At 74.1% G+C, this 15,407-nt stretch carries 12 protein-coding genes; 5 read left to right on the forward strand and 7 right to left on the reverse strand.

The features are described 5' to 3' along the window. The first annotated feature begins 64 nt into the window (after positions 1–64). Both AC5L34_RS18370 and AC5L34_RS18375 read left to right on the forward strand, forming a co-directional pair. A complete protein-coding gene (locus AC5L34_RS18370; RefSeq protein WP_494826213.1) occupies positions 65–1,834 on the forward strand; it encodes a hypothetical protein in 1,770 nt (589 codons plus the stop codon). 63 nt (positions 1,835–1,897) lie between these two features. Then, entirely contained in the window at positions 1,898–2,989 is a 1,092-nt protein-coding gene (locus AC5L34_RS18375; protein WP_441176397.1) for a glycosyltransferase family 2 protein, read from the forward strand. A gap of 22 nt (positions 2,990–3,011) precedes the next feature. On the opposite strand, the gene AC5L34_RS18380 is transcribed toward AC5L34_RS18375, so the two are convergent. From AC5L34_RS18380 to AC5L34_RS18395, 4 genes are read right to left on the reverse strand one after another with little or no spacing between them, the layout of a single operon-like run. Continuing rightward, a complete protein-coding gene (locus tag AC5L34_RS18380; protein WP_441176396.1) occupies positions 3,012–3,956 on the reverse strand; it encodes an ABC transporter substrate-binding protein in 945 nt (314 codons plus the stop codon). After that, entirely contained in the window at positions 3,956–4,804 is an 849-nt protein-coding gene (locus AC5L34_RS18385; protein ID WP_441176395.1) for an ABC transporter ATP-binding protein, read from the reverse strand. The genes AC5L34_RS18380 and AC5L34_RS18385 overlap by 1 nt, the downstream gene beginning before the upstream one ends. 25 nt (positions 4,805–4,829) lie before the next feature. Beyond that, positions 4,830–5,921, reverse strand: a complete 1,092-nt coding sequence (locus AC5L34_RS18390; protein WP_441176394.1) for a FecCD family ABC transporter permease — start codon at positions 5,919–5,921, stop codon at positions 4,830–4,832. Then, complete coding sequence (locus AC5L34_RS18395) at positions 5,918–6,964, reverse strand: FecCD family ABC transporter permease (RefSeq protein ID WP_494826090.1); 1,047 nt, start codon at positions 6,962–6,964, stop codon at positions 5,918–5,920. Before AC5L34_RS18395 ends, AC5L34_RS18390 begins: the two co-directional genes overlap by 4 nt. 153 nt (positions 6,965–7,117) lie before the next feature. Between AC5L34_RS18395 and AC5L34_RS18400 the strand changes: the two genes are divergently transcribed. Next, positions 7,118–7,477 carry a YciI family protein gene (locus tag AC5L34_RS18400; RefSeq protein ID WP_363621771.1) on the forward strand — a complete coding sequence of 120 codons (360 nt, stop codon included), beginning with the start codon at positions 7,118–7,120 and terminating at the stop codon, positions 7,475–7,477. A gap of 67 nt (positions 7,478–7,544) precedes the next feature. On the opposite strand, the gene AC5L34_RS18405 is transcribed toward AC5L34_RS18400, so the two are convergent. Continuing rightward, positions 7,545–7,985, reverse strand: a complete 441-nt coding sequence (locus AC5L34_RS18405; RefSeq protein WP_089001133.1) for a cytidine/deoxycytidylate deaminase family protein — start codon at positions 7,983–7,985, stop codon at positions 7,545–7,547. 169 nt (positions 7,986–8,154) lie between these two features. Here AC5L34_RS18405 and hrpA point away from each other — a divergent pair, with 169 nt between their 5' ends. Next, a complete protein-coding gene (gene hrpA, locus AC5L34_RS18410; protein WP_494826092.1) occupies positions 8,155–12,183 on the forward strand; it encodes an ATP-dependent RNA helicase HrpA in 4,029 nt (1,342 codons plus the stop codon). Between the two features lie 85 nt (positions 12,184–12,268). On the opposite strand, the gene AC5L34_RS18415 is transcribed toward hrpA, so the two are convergent. Together AC5L34_RS18415 and AC5L34_RS18420 are read right to left on the reverse strand one after the other, a co-directional pair. Next, positions 12,269–13,591, reverse strand: a complete 1,323-nt coding sequence (locus AC5L34_RS18415; protein ID WP_441176390.1) for an FAD-dependent oxidoreductase — start codon at positions 13,589–13,591, stop codon at positions 12,269–12,271. Between the two features lie 118 nt (positions 13,592–13,709). Continuing rightward, positions 13,710–14,639 carry a LysR family transcriptional regulator gene (locus AC5L34_RS18420; RefSeq protein WP_441176389.1) on the reverse strand — a complete coding sequence of 310 codons (930 nt, stop codon included), beginning with the start codon at positions 14,637–14,639 and terminating at the stop codon, positions 13,710–13,712. 35 nt (positions 14,640–14,674) lie between these two features. On the opposite strand from AC5L34_RS18420, the gene AC5L34_RS18425 reads away from it, so the two are divergent. After that, positions 14,675–15,406 carry a succinate dehydrogenase cytochrome b subunit gene (locus tag AC5L34_RS18425; protein WP_494826095.1) on the forward strand — a complete coding sequence of 244 codons (732 nt, stop codon included), beginning with the start codon at positions 14,675–14,677 and terminating at the stop codon, positions 15,404–15,406. Position 15,407: the final 1 nt, after the last annotated feature.

Below are 15,407 nucleotides of genomic sequence, written 5' to 3' on the forward strand. Positions count from 1 at the left end.
CCGGGCGGCGGATCGACACGGCGCCCAGCATCGTGAATCATCTATCTTCATGACCACCGGGTCCATGGACGCCCGTCCACCCGCCGAGATCGCCGAAGACGAACAGGTGCCCGCCCCCGGGCCCCCCGGCCGGCGGGAGCGGTGGCGATGGCTGTGGCACGAATGGACGCTGGCGGTGCTCGGCGGGCTGCTGCTGGCGGTGGTGCTGACCTGGCCGACGATGCGGCATCCGGCGAGCACGATCCCCGGCGACATCGGCGACCCCACGTTGCAGGCGTGGCAGATGGCCTGGGCCGGGCACGCCCTGCTGAACAACCCGACCGGCCTCTGGCACTCCAACACGTTCTTCCCCGAGACCCACACGTACGCCTACAGCGACACCCTGCTCGGCTACGCCCCGCTCGGCATGCTCGGCTCGGGCTTCGAGGCCGCCCTGGTCCGCTACAACGTGGCGTACGTGCTGGTGCACGCGCTGGCCTTCGTCGGGGCGTACGCGCTGGCCCGGCAGCTCGGCGCGGGCCGGCTGGGCGGGGCGGTCGCCGGCGTCGCGTGGGCGTACGCGCCCTGGCGCCTGGCGCACGCCGGGCACCTCAACATCCTCTCCAGCGGCGGGATCGCGCTGTGCCTGGCGATGCTGGCGCGCGGCCACGGCTGGTCGTTGCGGCACGGGTACCGCCCGGAGCGCCGGCGACCGGGCTGGGCCCTCGCGGGGTGGCTCGTCGCCGCCTGGCAGATCAGCCTGGGCTTCGGCATCGGGCTGCCCCTGGTCTACTTCCTGCTGGCCGCGGTGCTGGTCGGGGCCGGCGGCTACGGCTGGTCGTGGTGGCGGCGGGGGCGACGGCCCGCGTTCGGCCGGCGGCTGCTGGTCGCCGACCTGGCCGGCGGGGCCGTCTTCGGGGCGGTGACGCTGCTGCTGGGCCTGGTCTACCTGCGCGTCGTCGACCTCAATCCGCAGGCCGAACGGTCGCTGGCCTGGACGGAGATGTTCTCGCCGCCGCTGATCGGCTTCGTCACCGCCCCGGCGGACTCGTGGTGGTGGGGCGAGCGGCACGCGGCGGCCCGCGAACAGCTGACCTGGCCGCCGGAGATGGCGCTGCTGCCCGGGATGGTCCTGCTCGCGTTGGCCGCGGCGGGGCTGTTCGTCTCGGTCTACCCGGCCCGGCGTCGGGTCGCGGTGGCGCTCGGCGTGCTCGGCACGGTGCTGCTGGGCCTGGGGGTCACCCTCGGCGGCGACGGCGATCCGGGCTACCTGACGCTGTCGAAGCACCTGCCGGGCTGGGACGCGTTGCGCACGCCGGGGCGGATGATGCACTGGACCAGCCTGCTGCTGGCGGTGCTGGCGGCGGGTGCCGTGACGGTGTTCGCCACGGCGGTGCGCCGGTGGGCGTCCCACGGTCGGGCGAGGTTCCTGGCGCCGGTGCTGCTGCTGGTGCCGCTGGCCCTCGTGGGGCTGGAGGGGGTCAACCGGACGGCGCACCCGGTGGTGCCCACGCCACCGGCGGCGATGCGTACGGCGGCGGAACCGATGCTGGTGCTGCCGGCCGGCGGCGCGCTCGATCTGATCTTCATGTCCTGGACGACGGACGGGTTCCCCCGGGTGACGAACGGGCTCGCCGGGTTCGAGCCGGTCACCCAGGCGCAGACCCGGGCTGCGACGGCCGCCTTCCCCGACGCGGGCAGCGTGGCGTACCTGCGGGGCATCGGGGTGCGCTCCGTGGTGGCCCTGCCGGGCTGGGCCGCCGGCACCCCGTGGGAGGGCATCGCGCAACGGCCGTACGACGGGCTGGGCATCACCCGGGAGGAGATCGATGGTGTGCTGGTCTACCGCCTCTGACCGGGCCGGCGCGAGGCGGCGCGGTGGGCGCCGCCGGGCGTCCTCGGGCGCCGGCCGGACGGGGTGACGGACGTGCGCCTGTCGGTGGTGGTGCCCTGCTTCAACGAGGAGGCCTCGGTGGAGCGGCTGCACGCGGCGGTGAACGCCGCCGTCGCCGAGCTGACCGACGTCGAGATCGAGGTGGTGTACGTCGACGACGGCAGCTCCGACGGCACCCTCGTGGCGCTGCGCCGGCTCGCCGCCGCCGACCCCCGCGTGCGGTACACGTCGCTGAGCCGCAACTTCGGCAAGGAGGCGGCGATGCTGGCCGGGCTGGAGCGGGCCACCGGCGACGCGGTCGTCATCATGGACGCCGACCTCCAGCACCCGCCGTGGCTGCTGCCCGACATGGTGGCGCTGTATCGGCAGGGCTTCGACCAGGTGATCGCCCGCCGGGACCGGCGCGGTGACCGGTTCGTACGGATGCTGGCGTCGCGCTCCTTCTACCGGCTGGTCAACTGGTGGATCGACGTGCGGCTGCTGGACGGGGCGGGCGACTTCCGGCTGCTGTCCCGGCTCGCGGTGGACGCGGTGCTGGCGATGCCCGAGTACAACCGCTTCTCGAAGGGGCTGTTCTCCTGGATCGGGTTCCGCACGGTGGTTGTCGCGCACGGCAACCAGACCCGGCAGGCGGGCCGGAGCAGGTGGACGTTCGGCAAGCTGTTCAACTACGCGTTCGACGGGCTGCTGTCGTTCAACAACCGGCCGCTGCGTCTGGCGATCTACGGCGGCCTGTTCCTCACCCTGATCGCGGTGGTCTACATGGCCTGGGTGGTCGCCGACGCCGTCAGCAAGGGGATCGACGTTCCCGGCTACACCACCATCATCGTCAGCGTGATCGGCCTCGGCGGCATCCAGATGACGATCCTGGGCGTGATCGGGGAGTACATCGGCCGGATCTACTACGAGACCAAACGTCGGCCGCACTACCTGGTCCAGGAGACCGAGGACCTGGTCACGCAGGGCGGGGAGGCACCACGGGTGCCGGACCAGCCGGCGGTGCGGCCGACGGAGCGGATCCGCCGGGACGGGCCGGCCCGCGAGGACCTGCCCCGGTACCGCTCGCTGCGGCGCGCCGCCGGCGAGTCCGTGACGGGTGACGCGCGGCAGCCGTAGGGGGCTGCCGCGCGCGTACCGGTCAGGCGGTGAGGTACTTGGCCAGGTCGTCGAGGATCTTGTTGGCGGCGCCGATGCCGATGCCGGTCATCCAGATCTCGTCGGACACCACGTGCGCCTTGCCCGCCTTGACCGCCGACAGCCCCTTCCAGAGCGTCCCGCCGGTGACCTTGGCCTGCTCGGCGGCGGCCTTCTCGCCGTATGCGGTCACGAAGATGACGTCGCCGTCGACCTCGCCGACGCGCTCCGGGCTGACCCGGTCCATCCGCCGGTCCTCCTTGCCGGTGAGCTGCTGGCGCTCGGGGCGGCCCAGGCCGGTGTCGCCGATGACGATGCCGGAGAACGAGTCCGGCCCGTACACCCGGATCTCGGTCGGCATGAAGCGGACGATGGAGACCTTGCGGGTGGCGGCGTCGCCGAGCTTGCCGCCGAACTCCCTGGCCCGCGTCTCGTACGCGGCCAGCAGGTCCTTGGCCTGCTGCTCCTTGCCGAGCGCCGCGCCGTCGAAGAGGAAGTTCTCCTTCCAGGTGACGCCGACCTTCTCGGTGAAGACGGTCGGCGCGATGGCGGCCAGCTCGTCGTAGAACTTCTCCTGGCGGAACTTGCTGCCCAGGATGAGGTCCGGCTTGAGGGCGTTGATGGCCTCCAGGTCGGGCTCGGTGAGCACCCCGACCTCCTTGATGCCGGCGAGCTTCTCCTCGCCGAAGTAGGTCGGCCAGCTCCTCGCCTCGCCGGCGGTGGCGGCGCCGACCGGTGTGACGCCGAGGGTCAGGGCGGTGTCGATCTTGTCGGTGTCGAGCACGACGACCCGCTTGGGCTCCGTCGGCACCTTGGTGGTGCCCATGGCGTGGGTGATCTCCCGGGTCTGCCCGGTGGTGGTGTCGGCGACCGGGTCGCTCTCACCACAGGCGGTGAGACCGACGCCGAGAGCGAGGGCCGCGGTGAGGGCGGCGGCGAGACGACGCATCAGATTCCTTTCGAGGGGTACGAGCCGGTCAGCGGCGTCGCCGCGTCCCCGGCCGAGGGGCGAGGCAGGGAGGCGCCGGTGAGCGCGGGCACCACCAGGGGCGCCCCGGTCACCGGGCAGGGCACGACCACGCAGTCCAGGCCGAAGACGTCCCGGACCAGGTCGGCGGTGAGGATCTCCCGGGGCGGCCCGGCGGCCACCACGGCGCCGGAGCGCATCGCGATCAGGTGGTCGGCGTACCGGGCGGCCTGGTTGAGGTCGTGCAGCACGGCGACGACGGTGCGGCCCCGCTCGACGCGCAGCCGGTGCAGCAGGTCCAGCACCTCGACCTGGTGGGCGAGGTCGAGGAAGGTTGTGGGCTCGTCCAGCAGCAGCGCCTCGGTGTCCTGCGCGAGGGTCATGGCGATCCAGACGCGCTGCCGCTGGCCCCCGGAGAGGGTGTCCACCGGCCGGTCGGCCAGCCCGGTCACGTCGGCGAGCGCCATGGCCTGCTCGACGGCGACGCCGTCGGACTCCGACCACTGCCGCCACCACCGCTGGTACGGCTGCCGGCCCCGGCCCACCAGGTCGGCCACGGTGACGCCCTCCGGCACCAGCGGGCTCTGCGGCAGCACGCCGAGGCGGCGGGCGACCTCGCGGGTCGGCAGGTCGCGGATGGCGGTGCCGTCCAGCAGCACGGCGCCGCGCCGGGGCGTGAGCAGGCGGGCCATGGTGCGCAGCAGGGTGGACTTGCCGCAGGCGTTCGGACCGACGATCACCGTGAACGCGTCGCCCGGCAGTTCCAGGTCGAGCCCGTCCAGCACGGTCCGTTCGTCGTAACCGGCGACCAGGTCGCGGGTGGAGAGCATCACGCCTCCTTGCCAGGGTCGGACTTCACGAGGACCGCCGCCGGCCGCGCAGCAGCAGGAAGATCAGGTACGGGCCGCCGATGGCGGCGGTCAGCACGCCGGCGGGCAGCTGGGTGGGGGCGAACAGCCGCCGGCCGCCCAGGTCGGCCAGCACCAGCAGCAGCGCCCCGAGCAACGCGGCGCCGACCAGCGGCGGACGCTCGGCGCGGACCAGCCGGCGGGCCAGCTGCGGGGCGACCAGGGCGACGAAGTCCACCGCGCCCACCTGGGCGGTGACCATCGCGGCGGCCAGCACCCCTGTCCCGGCGAGGCCGACCCGACGGGCCGTCGGACGCAGGCCGATCCCCCGGGCGGTGTCGTCGTCCAGGGCGGTGCTGTTCAGCGCCCAGCCGGCCCAGGCCAGCACCGGCAGGAGCGCGACCAGGGTGAGGGCGATCCACAGGCTCTCGGTCCAGCCCCTGCCGGCGAGCGTGCCGATCAGCCAGATCTGCGCGCGCAGCCCGTCGATCGGGTCGGCGGTGAGCATGACCACCTCGGTCAGGGCCCGCAGCGCGAAGGCGACCGCCACGCCGGCGAGCACGAACCGCTGGGCGGCCAGGCCGTGCCGGGCGCCGAGGGCGAACAGCAGCGCGGCGGCGACCAGCCCGCCGACCAGCGCGGCCGGCGCCACGAGCACGGCGGCGACGCCACCGGTCAGGGCCACCGTCGCGGCGAGGCCGGCGCCCTGGGTGATGCCGACGACGTCGGGGCTGGCGAGCGGGTTGCGCGCCACGCTCTGGATCAGGGTGCCCGCCACCCCGAAGGCCGCGCCGGCCACCGCCGCCAGCACCAGCCGGGGCAGCCGCAGGTCCAGGACCACCAGGTCGTACGGGGTGCCGGCGCCGGAGAGGGCGCGCAGCACGTCGACCGGGGCGACGTACGGGGTGCCCAGCGAGAGGCTGAGCAGCCCCGCGGCGAGCAGCAGCACGACCAGCACGGCGGCGACCAGCACCGAGCGGCGGCGGACCTGCACGGCGACCGGACCGATCCGCACCAGCGAACGCCCGGGCAGCGCGGTGACGCCGACGCGGGGCCGCCCCGCCGGCCGTCCGGCGGCCGGGGCGGTGGGGGCGGTCACGCCGTCACGACCTTCGCGCGGCGCACCAGGAAGGCCAGCAGCGGGGCGCCGACCAGGGCGGTCACGATGCCCGCGGGCACCTCCCCGGGCGGCGCGACGAGCCGGCCGACGACGTCGGCGCCCAGCAGCAGCGCGGGTCCCAGCAGCGCGGAGACCGCGAGGGTCCACCGGTGGTCGGCGCCGACCAGGGCGCGGGCCAGGTGCGGCACCGCGAGCCCGACGAACGCGATCGGGCCGGCGGCGGCGACGGCCGCCCCGGTGAGCAGGACCGCGGCGAGACCGCCGCCGAGGCGGACCAGGCCGATCCGGTGCCCGAGGCCCCGGGCCACGTCGTCGCCGAGGGCCAGCGCGTCCAGGCCCCGGGCGACCAGCGCGGCCAGGAACATCCCGGCCAGCACGAACGGCACCACCTGTACGGCCACCGTGAGGTCCCGGCCGGTCAGCCCGCCGACCACCCAGAAGCGGTACTCCTCGAAGGTGCGGGCGTCCATGCTGAGCAGCGCGTACACCACGGAGGCGAGACTGGCGTCGAGGGCCGCGCCGACCAGCGCGAGGGTGACCGGGCTGGCGCCCTCGCGGGCCTTGGCGGCGACGGCGAAGACCAGCACGCCGGCGCCGAGCGCGCCGCCGATGCCGAACCAGACGTACCCGGCCAGGGTGCTCACGCCGAAGACGGAGATGGCCAGCACCACGCCGAACGAGGCGCCGGCGCTGATGCCGAGGATCCGCGGCTCGGCCAGCGGGTTGCGGGTGAGGGCCTGGAAGAGGACCCCGGCGACGGCGAGGGCGAGCCCGACGGCGAGGCCCAGCGCGGTACGCGGCATCCGCAGTTCCCGCACGATGGTGGCGGCCTCGCCGCCGTCGGGGGCGACCAGCGCTCGCCACACCTCGTCGACGGCCAGCGCCCGGCTGCCGAGCGCGAAGCTCGCCAGCACGGCCAGCCCCAGCACCACGGCGGCGGCCACGGTGACTGCGAGCCGACGACCGCCACGCGCCCGGGGCCGGGCGCCGGCAGGCGCCGGTCGGATGGCGAGGCTGGTCACGAGGCTCCTGCACGTTCGGGCTTAGGGTCGCCTTACCGTAGCGGAACGCCCTGGCCGGGCCTAACTCGCCGTCGTCGATCCAAGCGGCGCTGAGCAGGGCGGACGGCGCCGGATCCGGGCGGACGGCGGCCCCGGCCGCCCTAGTGTGTGGGCATGCGATTCGACCAGCACACGGTGGTGCTCCTGCTCCGGCCGGCGGACGCGCCGGACCTGCCGCTGGACGCGGCCGACCGGTTGCAGGACGCCCACCTGGCGCACCAGGCGGGGCTGGTGGAGCAGGGGCTCGTCCTGGCGGCGGGGCCGTTCGTCGACGCCGACGACGAGCGGCTGCGCGGGTTCGTCGTGCTCTCCGTCTCGCCGCAGGAGGCCCGCGAGCTCTACCACAACGACCCGGCCGTGCGGGCCGGGCGGCTCGGCGTGCAGGTGATGAGCTGGATGGTGCCGGAGGGAATCGTGCGCTTCGAGAGCGTGCCGCTGCCCCGGTCGGTCCTGGAAGCCGCCGCCGGCGACTGACGGCCCGGCGGCCGGGCGTCAGCGGGCGCCGTCGGCGGGCCGGGCGTCAGTTAGGCGGCCGGGGGCGTCAGTCGGCCGGCCGTGGCGCGGGGACCGGGCCGGTCGGCCCGTCGAGCTGCTGGTCGGCCCAGACGTACGTCTCCGGCAGCAGCTCGGCGACGTGCACCACGCGCAGCGCGTCCATCGGCCCGACGATGACCCGGACCGTGGGGAAGTAGTCGCGCAGCACCTGCCGGCAGCGCCCGCAGGGCGGGATCACCCCGCGCCCCCGGTCGCCCACCGCGACGATCGTCTCCAGCTCGGTGACGCCCTGCGTGGCGGCGGCGCCGACCGCGACCACCTCGGCGCAGGGACCGCCGGTGAAGTGGTAGACGTTGACCCCGGTGAAGACCCGGCCGTCGGTGGTCCGCGCGGCGGCGGCGACCGTGTGGTTCTCGCTGCGGCAGCGCAGCTTGGCGACCGCCGTGGCGGCCTGCACCAGGGCCCGGTCGGTGTCGCGCATCGTCATCCAGTCCCCCGTGGCCAAGGTCGGTCGACGCCCCACTCTAGTCCGAGGCGGCGCCGCCCGCGCGCCCCTCGTGGGGCGCCGCCGACGGGCGTGGGCGCGGGCGGGCCGGGGCGGTGCGGCGGTAACCCGGGGGCGGTCCGGCCGGCGGCTGCCTATCCTTGGCGACGACATGCAGAATCCAGCCGCACCCGCCGCGACCGACCCCGTCCGCGAGCTGCACCGCCGCCTCCGTCCCCTGATGTTCCGCGACCAGCGCCGCCTGCAACGGCGCCTGGACGGGGTACGCCGGCTGCGCGACCCGCAGCGCCGGGAGTCGGCGCTCGGGGAGATCGCCGCCGACGTGGCGCGGGCCGAGGCCGTGCTCGAGAACCGCCGCGCCGCCGTACCGGTGATCACGTATCCGGCCCAGCTGCCGGTGAGCGAGCGCAAGGACGACATCGCCGCCGCGATCCGCGACCACCAGGTGGTGATCGTGGCCGGCGAGACGGGCTCCGGCAAGACCACCCAGCTGCCGAAGATCTGCCTGGAGCTGGGGCGCGGGATCACCGGCCTGATCGGGCACACCCAGCCGCGCCGGCTGGCCGCGCGTACGGTGGCGGACCGCATCGCCGAGGAGCTCGGCACCGAGCTGGGCGACGTGGTCGGCTACAAGGTGCGCTTCGCCGACCAGGTCAGCGACCGCAGCCTGGTCAAGCTGATGACCGACGGCATCCTGCTCGCCGAGTTGCAGACCGACCGGATGCTGCGCCAGTACGACACGCTGATCATCGACGAGGCGCACGAGCGCAGCCTCAACATCGACTTCATCCTCGGCTACCTGCGCCAGCTCCTCCCCCGCCGACCCGACCTCAAGGTGGTCATCACCTCGGCGACCATCGAGACCGAGCGCTTCGCCCGGCACTTCGCGGGGCCGCCCACCGCCGACGAGCCCGACGGCGTGCCGGCGCCCGTGGTCGAGGTCTCCGGGCGCACGTACCCGGTCGAGGTGCGCTACCGGCCGCTGGTCGAGGTGGCCGAGGGCGAGGACGACGGCGAGGACGAGGAGAACGTCCGCGACCAGGTCCAGGCCATCGGCGACGCCGTCGAGGAACTGGCCGCCGAGGGGCCCGGCGACGTCCTGGTCTTCCTCAGCGGCGAGCGGGAGATCCGCGACACCGCCGACGCGCTGGGCAAGCTGGTGGAGAAGAAACCGGCGCTGCGCGGCACCGAGATCCTGCCGCTGTACGCCCGGCTCTCCACCGCCGAGCAGCACCGGGTCTTCGCCCCGCACGCCGGGCGCCGGGTGGTGCTGGCGACCAACGTGGCGGAGACCTCGCTCACCGTGCCCGGCATCAAGTACGTGGTGGACCCGGGCACGGCCCGCATCTCCCGCTACAGCAGCCGGCTCAAGGTGCAGCGGCTGCCGATCGAGCCGGTCTCACAGGCGTCGGCCAACCAGCGCAAGGGGCGCTGCGGGCGTACCTCGGACGGCATCTGCATCCGCCTCTACGACGAGCAGGACTTCCTGTCCCGCCCGGAGTTCACCGACCCGGAGATCCTGCGTACCAATCTCGCCTCGGTCATCCTCCAGATGACCTCCATCGGGCTGGGCGACATCGCCGCGTTCCCGTTCATCGACCCGCCGGACCGGCGCAACGTCGCCGACGGCGTGAACCTGCTGCACGAGCTCGGGGCGCTCGACCCGGCCGAGGCCGACCCGGCGAAGCGGCTCACCCCGCTGGGCCGGCGGCTTGCGCAGCTCCCCGTCGACCCGCGGCTGGCCCGGATGGTCGTCGAGGGCGAGCGCAACGGCTGCGCCACCGAGGTGATGGTGATCGCCGCCGCGCTGTCGATCCAGGACCCGCGCGAGCGGCCCGCCGAGAAGCAGGCCCAGGCCGACCAGGCGCACGCGCGGTTCACCGACCGCGAGTCGGACTTCGTGACGCTGCTCAACCTGTGGCGGCACCTGCGCGAGCAGCAGCGCGAGCTGTCGTCCAGCGCGTTCCGGCGGATGTGCAAGGCCGAATACCTCAACTACCTGCGGGTACGCGAGTGGCAGGACATCGTCAGCCAGTTGCGACAGGTGAGACGTACGCCCGAAGAAGGGCGACCGACGCGCGACGCAGGCGGCGGGCGCCGGGGCGGCGCGGACCTGCCGGAGGAGATCGACACGCCGAAGGTGCACCAGTCGCTGCTGGCCGGCCTGCTGTCGCACGTCGGGCTCAAGGACGCGCAGAAGCACGAGTATCTCGGCGCCCGGGGCGCGAAGTTCGCGCTCTTCCCCGGCTCGGCGCTTTTCAGGAAGCCGCCGCGCTGGGTGATGGCCGCCGAGCTGGTGGAGACCTCCCGGCTCTGGGGCCGGGTGGCCGGCCGGGTCGAGCCCGAGTGGGTCGAGCCCCTGGCGACGCACCTGGTCAAGCGCAGCTACAGCGAGCCGCACTGGGAGAAGAAGCAGGCGGCCGTGATGGCCTACGAGAAGGTGACCCTCTACGGCGTCCCGCTGGTCACCTCGCGGAAGGTCAACTTCGGCCGGATCGACCCGGCGCTGTCGCGGGAGCTGTTCATCCGGCACGCCCTCGTCGAGGGCGACTGGCAGACCCACCACCACTTCTGGCGGGACAACCAGCGGCTGCTGACGGAGATCGAGGAGCTGGAGCACCGGGCCCGGCGCCGCGACATCCTCGTCGACGACCAGACCGTCTTCGACTTCTACGACGCCCGCATCCCGGCCGACGTGGTCTCCGGGCGGCACTTCGACGCCTGGTGGAAGAAGACCCGACGGGAGCAGCCCGACCTGCTCACCTTCACCCGGGAGCTGCTGGTCAACGCCGGCCGCACCGGCGTGGACGAGGCCGACTACCCCGACGAGTGGTCCGCCGACGGGGTGACCCTGCCGTTGACCTACCGCTTCGAGCCGGGCACCCCCACCGACGGCGTGACCGTCGACATCCCGCTGCCCCTGCTCAACCAGGTGCCGGCGGAGAGCTTCGACTGGCAGGTGCCCGGGCTGCGCGAGGAACTGGTGATCGCGCTGATCCGCTCGCTGCCCAAGGCGGTACGCCGCAACTTCGTACCGGTGCCGGACTTCGCGCGCGCGGCGCTGGCCGCGATGCCGGCCGGCGAGGAGCCGCTGCTGGACGCGCTGACCCGGCAGCTGCGCCGGATGACCGGCGTCACCGTGCCCCGCGACGCGTGGGACACCGAGCGGCTCCCCGCGCACCTGCGGGTCAGCTTCCGGGTGCTCGACGAGGAGAACAAGCCGGTCGCCGAGGGCAAGGACCTACCGGCCCTGCAACGTCGGCTCAAGGCGGAGGTACGCCAGGTCGTGGCCGCCGCCGCGCCGGACGTGGCCCGCACCGGGCTGCGCGAGTGGAGCATCGACGTTCTTCCTCGCACCATCGAGCAGGTGCGCGCCGGGTACGCCGTGACCGCGTACCCGGCCCTGGTCGACGAGGGCGACACCGTCGGGGTGAAGGTCTTCGACTCGCCCGCCGAGCAGGAGGCGGCGCACTGGGCGGGTACGCGGCGGCTGCTGCGGCTCACCGTGCCGTCGCCGGCGAAGTTCCTGCAGGGGCGGCTGAGCAACGAGGCGAAGCTGGCGCTGAGCCGCAATCCGCACGGCGGCGTACAGGAGCTGATCTCGGACGCGGCGGGGGCGGCGATCGACAAGCTGATCGGTGACGCCGGCGGCCCGGCCTGGGACGCCGAGGGCTTCGCCGCCCTGCGGGAGAAGGTCCGGGCCGACCTGGTGGACACCGTGGTCGAGATCATGGACCGGGTCCGCCGGGTGCTCGCCGCCGCGTACGCGGTCGAGCAGCGCCTCGGCGCCACGCGGAACCTGGCGGTGGTGGCCGCGCTGGCCGACATCCGGGCTCAGCTGAACGGCCTGGTGCACAAGGGGTTCGTCACCGAGACCGGGTACGCGCGCCTGCCCGACCTGCTGCGCTACCTCACCGCGATCGAGCGGCGGCTGGACCGGCTGCCGGGCAACCCGCAGCGCGACAAGCAGCAGCAGGACCGGGTCGCGGTGGTACAGAAGGAGTACCAGGAGGTGCTCGCCGCGCTGCCGCAGAGCCGCCGGCAGTCGACGGCGGTGCGGCAGATCCGCTGGATGATCGAGGAGCTGCGGGTGAACGTGTTCGCCCAGGCGCTGGGCACCCCGTACCCGGTGTCGGAGCAGCGGATCTACCGCGCGATGGACGAGGCGGAGGGCAGGTAGGGCGGCACGCCCGCACCCGTCGGACGGCGTCCGCCCGGCTCAGGGTGCCGACGCCGGGACGGTCATGGCGCCGATGCCGGGACGGTCATGGCGCGGACGCCGGGGCACCGCGCAGCACCCGCAGCAGCACCGGCGGGGAGAGCAGCCGCGTCGGCGGGTCGACGAGGTTCACCACCCGCAGGAACGCCGCGCCCAGCGCCGGGTCCCGGGTCGCCGCCGCGTGCAGCCGGCCCACGTACGCGTTGACCAGGCGTACCCGCGGCGAGCGGCGGCCGGGCACCTCGGGGAAGCGCAGGTCGGTGCCGACCGCGATGGACCACGGCCCGTCGATCAGCCGGGCGGCGCCCCGGAAGAACCGCCGGGCGAGCCGGTCGGGCGAGCGCCGCAGCAGCCGGCGCAGCAGCAGGGCCTCCAGCGCGGCCACCGTCATGCCCTGCCCGTAGACCGGGTTGAAGCTGCACACGGCGTCGGCCACCACCAGGTAGCCGGCCGGGAAGCGGCGCAGCCGCTCGTAGCGCCGCCGCACGCTGGCCGGGAACTTCATCGTCGCCGGCGGGCTCTCCGGCTGCGCCGTACGCAGCAGCTCGGCGATCTGCGGGGCGGCGAGGGTCTCGGCGAAGGCGGTCATGCCGTCGTCGTCGGCCGGCGGCTCCTCGCCGAGCATGCCGCTGAGCGCCACCGCGAACCGGCCCTGCTCCTGCACGGCGACGATGCCGCCCCGGGGCTGGCCGGGCACGGCGTTGGTGAGCGCGCCGAGCAGCCCCTCCAGGTGGTGCGGCTCCCGGCGGTAGGTGCGGGTGAGGTAGGTGACGCCGACCTTGACCCGTTCCTCCGGCGCGGGCCGGTAGCCCAGCTCGGCCAGCCACACCGGGCTGCGGGTGCCCCGGCCGCCGGCGTCGACGACGAGGTCGGCGGCGACGGTCGTGGGCTCCCCGTCGCGGGGGTGCAGCCGCACCCCGGTGACCCGCCGCCGGTCGACGGTGGTGGTCAGGCCCGCCACCTCGCAGCCCGAGACGATCCGCACCCCGGGCAGGGCGGCCACCCGCTCCCGGACGACCTGTTCCAGCAGCGGTCGGCTGACCCCGAGGGCGAACAGCGGCGACGGGGCGCGGCGCATCCGGTGGCCGTTGTTGTACCAGTGGACCTGCTCGTGCAGGTCGACCGTGGGCACGCCGCGCGCGGCCAGCTCCGCCGAGATGCCCGGCAGCAGCTCCTCGAACGCCTGCCGGCCCCGGGTCAGCAGGACGTGCAGCTGCCGTCCCTGGGGTACGCCCCGGCGGCTGTCCGCCCGCTCGGGCAGCAGGTCACGGTCCACGAGGGTGACCCGCTCGTACGCCTCGGTGAGAGCGCGCGCCGTCAGCAGGCCGCCCATGCTGGCGCCGATCACCACGGCGCTACCCGTTGCCATGCGGGCAGCGTAGGCACGCCGACGGGGGCCGGTCGTCTTCCGTCGTGCGCACCTGACGGCGGGGAACGGCGCGGCCGGGCGTGCGGCGGCCGACCTCCGCGCGGTTCGCCGGCGGGCCTCAGAGCGGTTCGACGCCCGGCGGCAGGTCCCCGTCGGTGGTGGCGTCGCGGACGTAGTCCAGCAGTATCCTGCGCAGCTCCCGGCCGGCGTGGGTGGGCACCACGTCGCGGCGCCGGGCGACCGCGATGGTGCGCCGGACGCCGGGCGGGGCCAGCCGGGTGACGCGTACGCCCGGCCGGCGGGCCACCACGATGCCGGGGACCAGCGCGACGCCCAGCCCGGCCTCGACGAAGCTCAGCACCGCGTCCATCTCGCCGCCGTCGACGGCGATGGTCGGCTCGAAGCCGGCCTCCCGGCAGGCCTGGAGGGTGGCGTCGCGCAGGTCGTAGCCCTCCCGGAACATGACCATCGGCTGGTCGCGCAGGTCGGCGACGCGCAGTTGCCCGGCCTCCGGGGCCACCGGCAGCTCCTCGACGGAGGCGACCACCAGGCTCTCCCGCAGGATGGGGTCGGCGCGCAGCCCGGGGTCGGTGCCCTGGGCCGGCATGATGATCAGTGCCAGGTCGAGGTCGCCGCGGAGCAGGCCGCGGACCAGGTCCTGCGAGCCGCTCTCCTCCACCCGCAGGTCGATGGTGGGGTGGGCGTCGCGGAAGCGGCGCAGCACGGGCGGGGCGAGCGAGGTGGCGAGGCTGGGGGTGGCGCCGAGCCGGACCCGGCCACGGCGCAGGCCGACCAGCTCCTGCACCTCGCGGGTCGCGGTGTCGACGTCGGCGAGGATCCGCTTGGCCAGCGGCAGCAGCACCTCACCGGCCGCGGTGAGGGTGATGTTGCCCCTTACCCGCTCGAACAGTGGGGCACCGAGGCCCTCCTCCAGGGCGTGAACTTGCTTACTCAACGAAGGCTGGGTGATGCCCACGATGTCGGCGGCTTGGGTGAAATGTCGTACTTCTGCGACCGCTACGAAGTACTTCAGCTGATGGAGCTGCATCTACATAGCCTATAGCTATCAAGACTGCGAGTTCGATGCATTGGACGACTGAATCAAGTGCTCCTAGCGTCGATCGCGTGGTAGTCACGAGAACTCGGTCGCCCATCCGTTCCAGCGTCGGCCTCAAGGCCGTCATGGCGGTGACGGGCATCATCCTGGTGTCATTCCTGATCGCGCACATGCTCGGCAACCTGAAGATCTTCACGGGGGCGACCTCGTTCGACCACTACGCGCACTGGCTACGCGAGATCGGCACCCCGCTGCTGCCGGGCGTGTGGTTCCTGTGGATCATGCGGATCGGCCTGGTGGTGGCGGCAGTCGGCCACATCTGGGCCGCGACCGCCCTCGCCGTGCGCGCCCGCGCCGCCCGCCCGGTGCAGTACGCGCACCGCAAGAAGGTGCAGGGCAGCTACGCCGCCCGCACGATGCGCTGGGGTGGCGTGATCATCCTGCTGTTCGTGATCTACCACCTGCTGGACCTCACCACCGGCACGCTCAACCCCGTCGGCGACCCCGCCCGGCCGTACGCCAACGTGGTGGCCGACTTCGCCCCGGAGCGCTGGTACGTGACGCTCTTCTACACCCTGGCGATCGTCACCCTCGGCTTCCACCTGCGGCACGGCCTGTTCAGCGCGCTGCGCAGCCTCGGCCAGCAGAGCCCGCGCGGCGAGCGGCGGGCCCGGGCCGTGGCCCTCGGCTTCTCCGTGGCGCTCTGCGTCGGCTACCTGGTGGTCCCGTTCGCCGTACTCACCGGATTGGTGTCCTGAC

It is taken from the genome of Micromonospora sp. ZG13 (assembly GCF_059359355.1).

Excerpts from the sequence above, each read along its gene's own strand:
- AC5L34_RS18420 (WP_441176389.1), bottom strand. The coding sequence starts at position 14,639 with ATGCAGCTCCATCAGCTGAAGTACTTCGTAGCGGTCGCAGAAGTACGA.
- AC5L34_RS18380 (WP_441176396.1), bottom strand. The coding sequence starts at position 3,956 with ATGCGTCGTCTCGCCGCCGCCCTCACCGCGGCCCTCGCTCTCGGCGTC.
- AC5L34_RS18415 (WP_441176390.1), bottom strand. The coding sequence starts at position 13,591 with ATGGCAACGGGTAGCGCCGTGGTGATCGGCGCCAGCATGGGCGGCCTG.
- AC5L34_RS18425 (WP_494826095.1), top strand. The coding sequence starts at position 14,675 with ATGCATTGGACGACTGAATCAAGTGCTCCTAGCGTCGATCGCGTGGTA.
- hrpA (WP_494826092.1), top strand. The coding sequence starts at position 8,155 with ATGCAGAATCCAGCCGCACCCGCCGCGACCGACCCCGTCCGCGAGCTG.
- AC5L34_RS18405 (WP_089001133.1), bottom strand. The coding sequence starts at position 7,985 with ATGACGATGCGCGACACCGACCGGGCCCTGGTGCAGGCCGCCACGGCG.
- AC5L34_RS18370 (WP_494826213.1), top strand. The coding sequence starts at position 65 with ATGGACGCCCGTCCACCCGCCGAGATCGCCGAAGACGAACAGGTGCCC.
- AC5L34_RS18400 (WP_363621771.1), top strand. The coding sequence starts at position 7,118 with ATGCGATTCGACCAGCACACGGTGGTGCTCCTGCTCCGGCCGGCGGAC.
- AC5L34_RS18385 (WP_441176395.1), bottom strand. The coding sequence starts at position 4,804 with ATGCTCTCCACCCGCGACCTGGTCGCCGGTTACGACGAACGGACCGTG.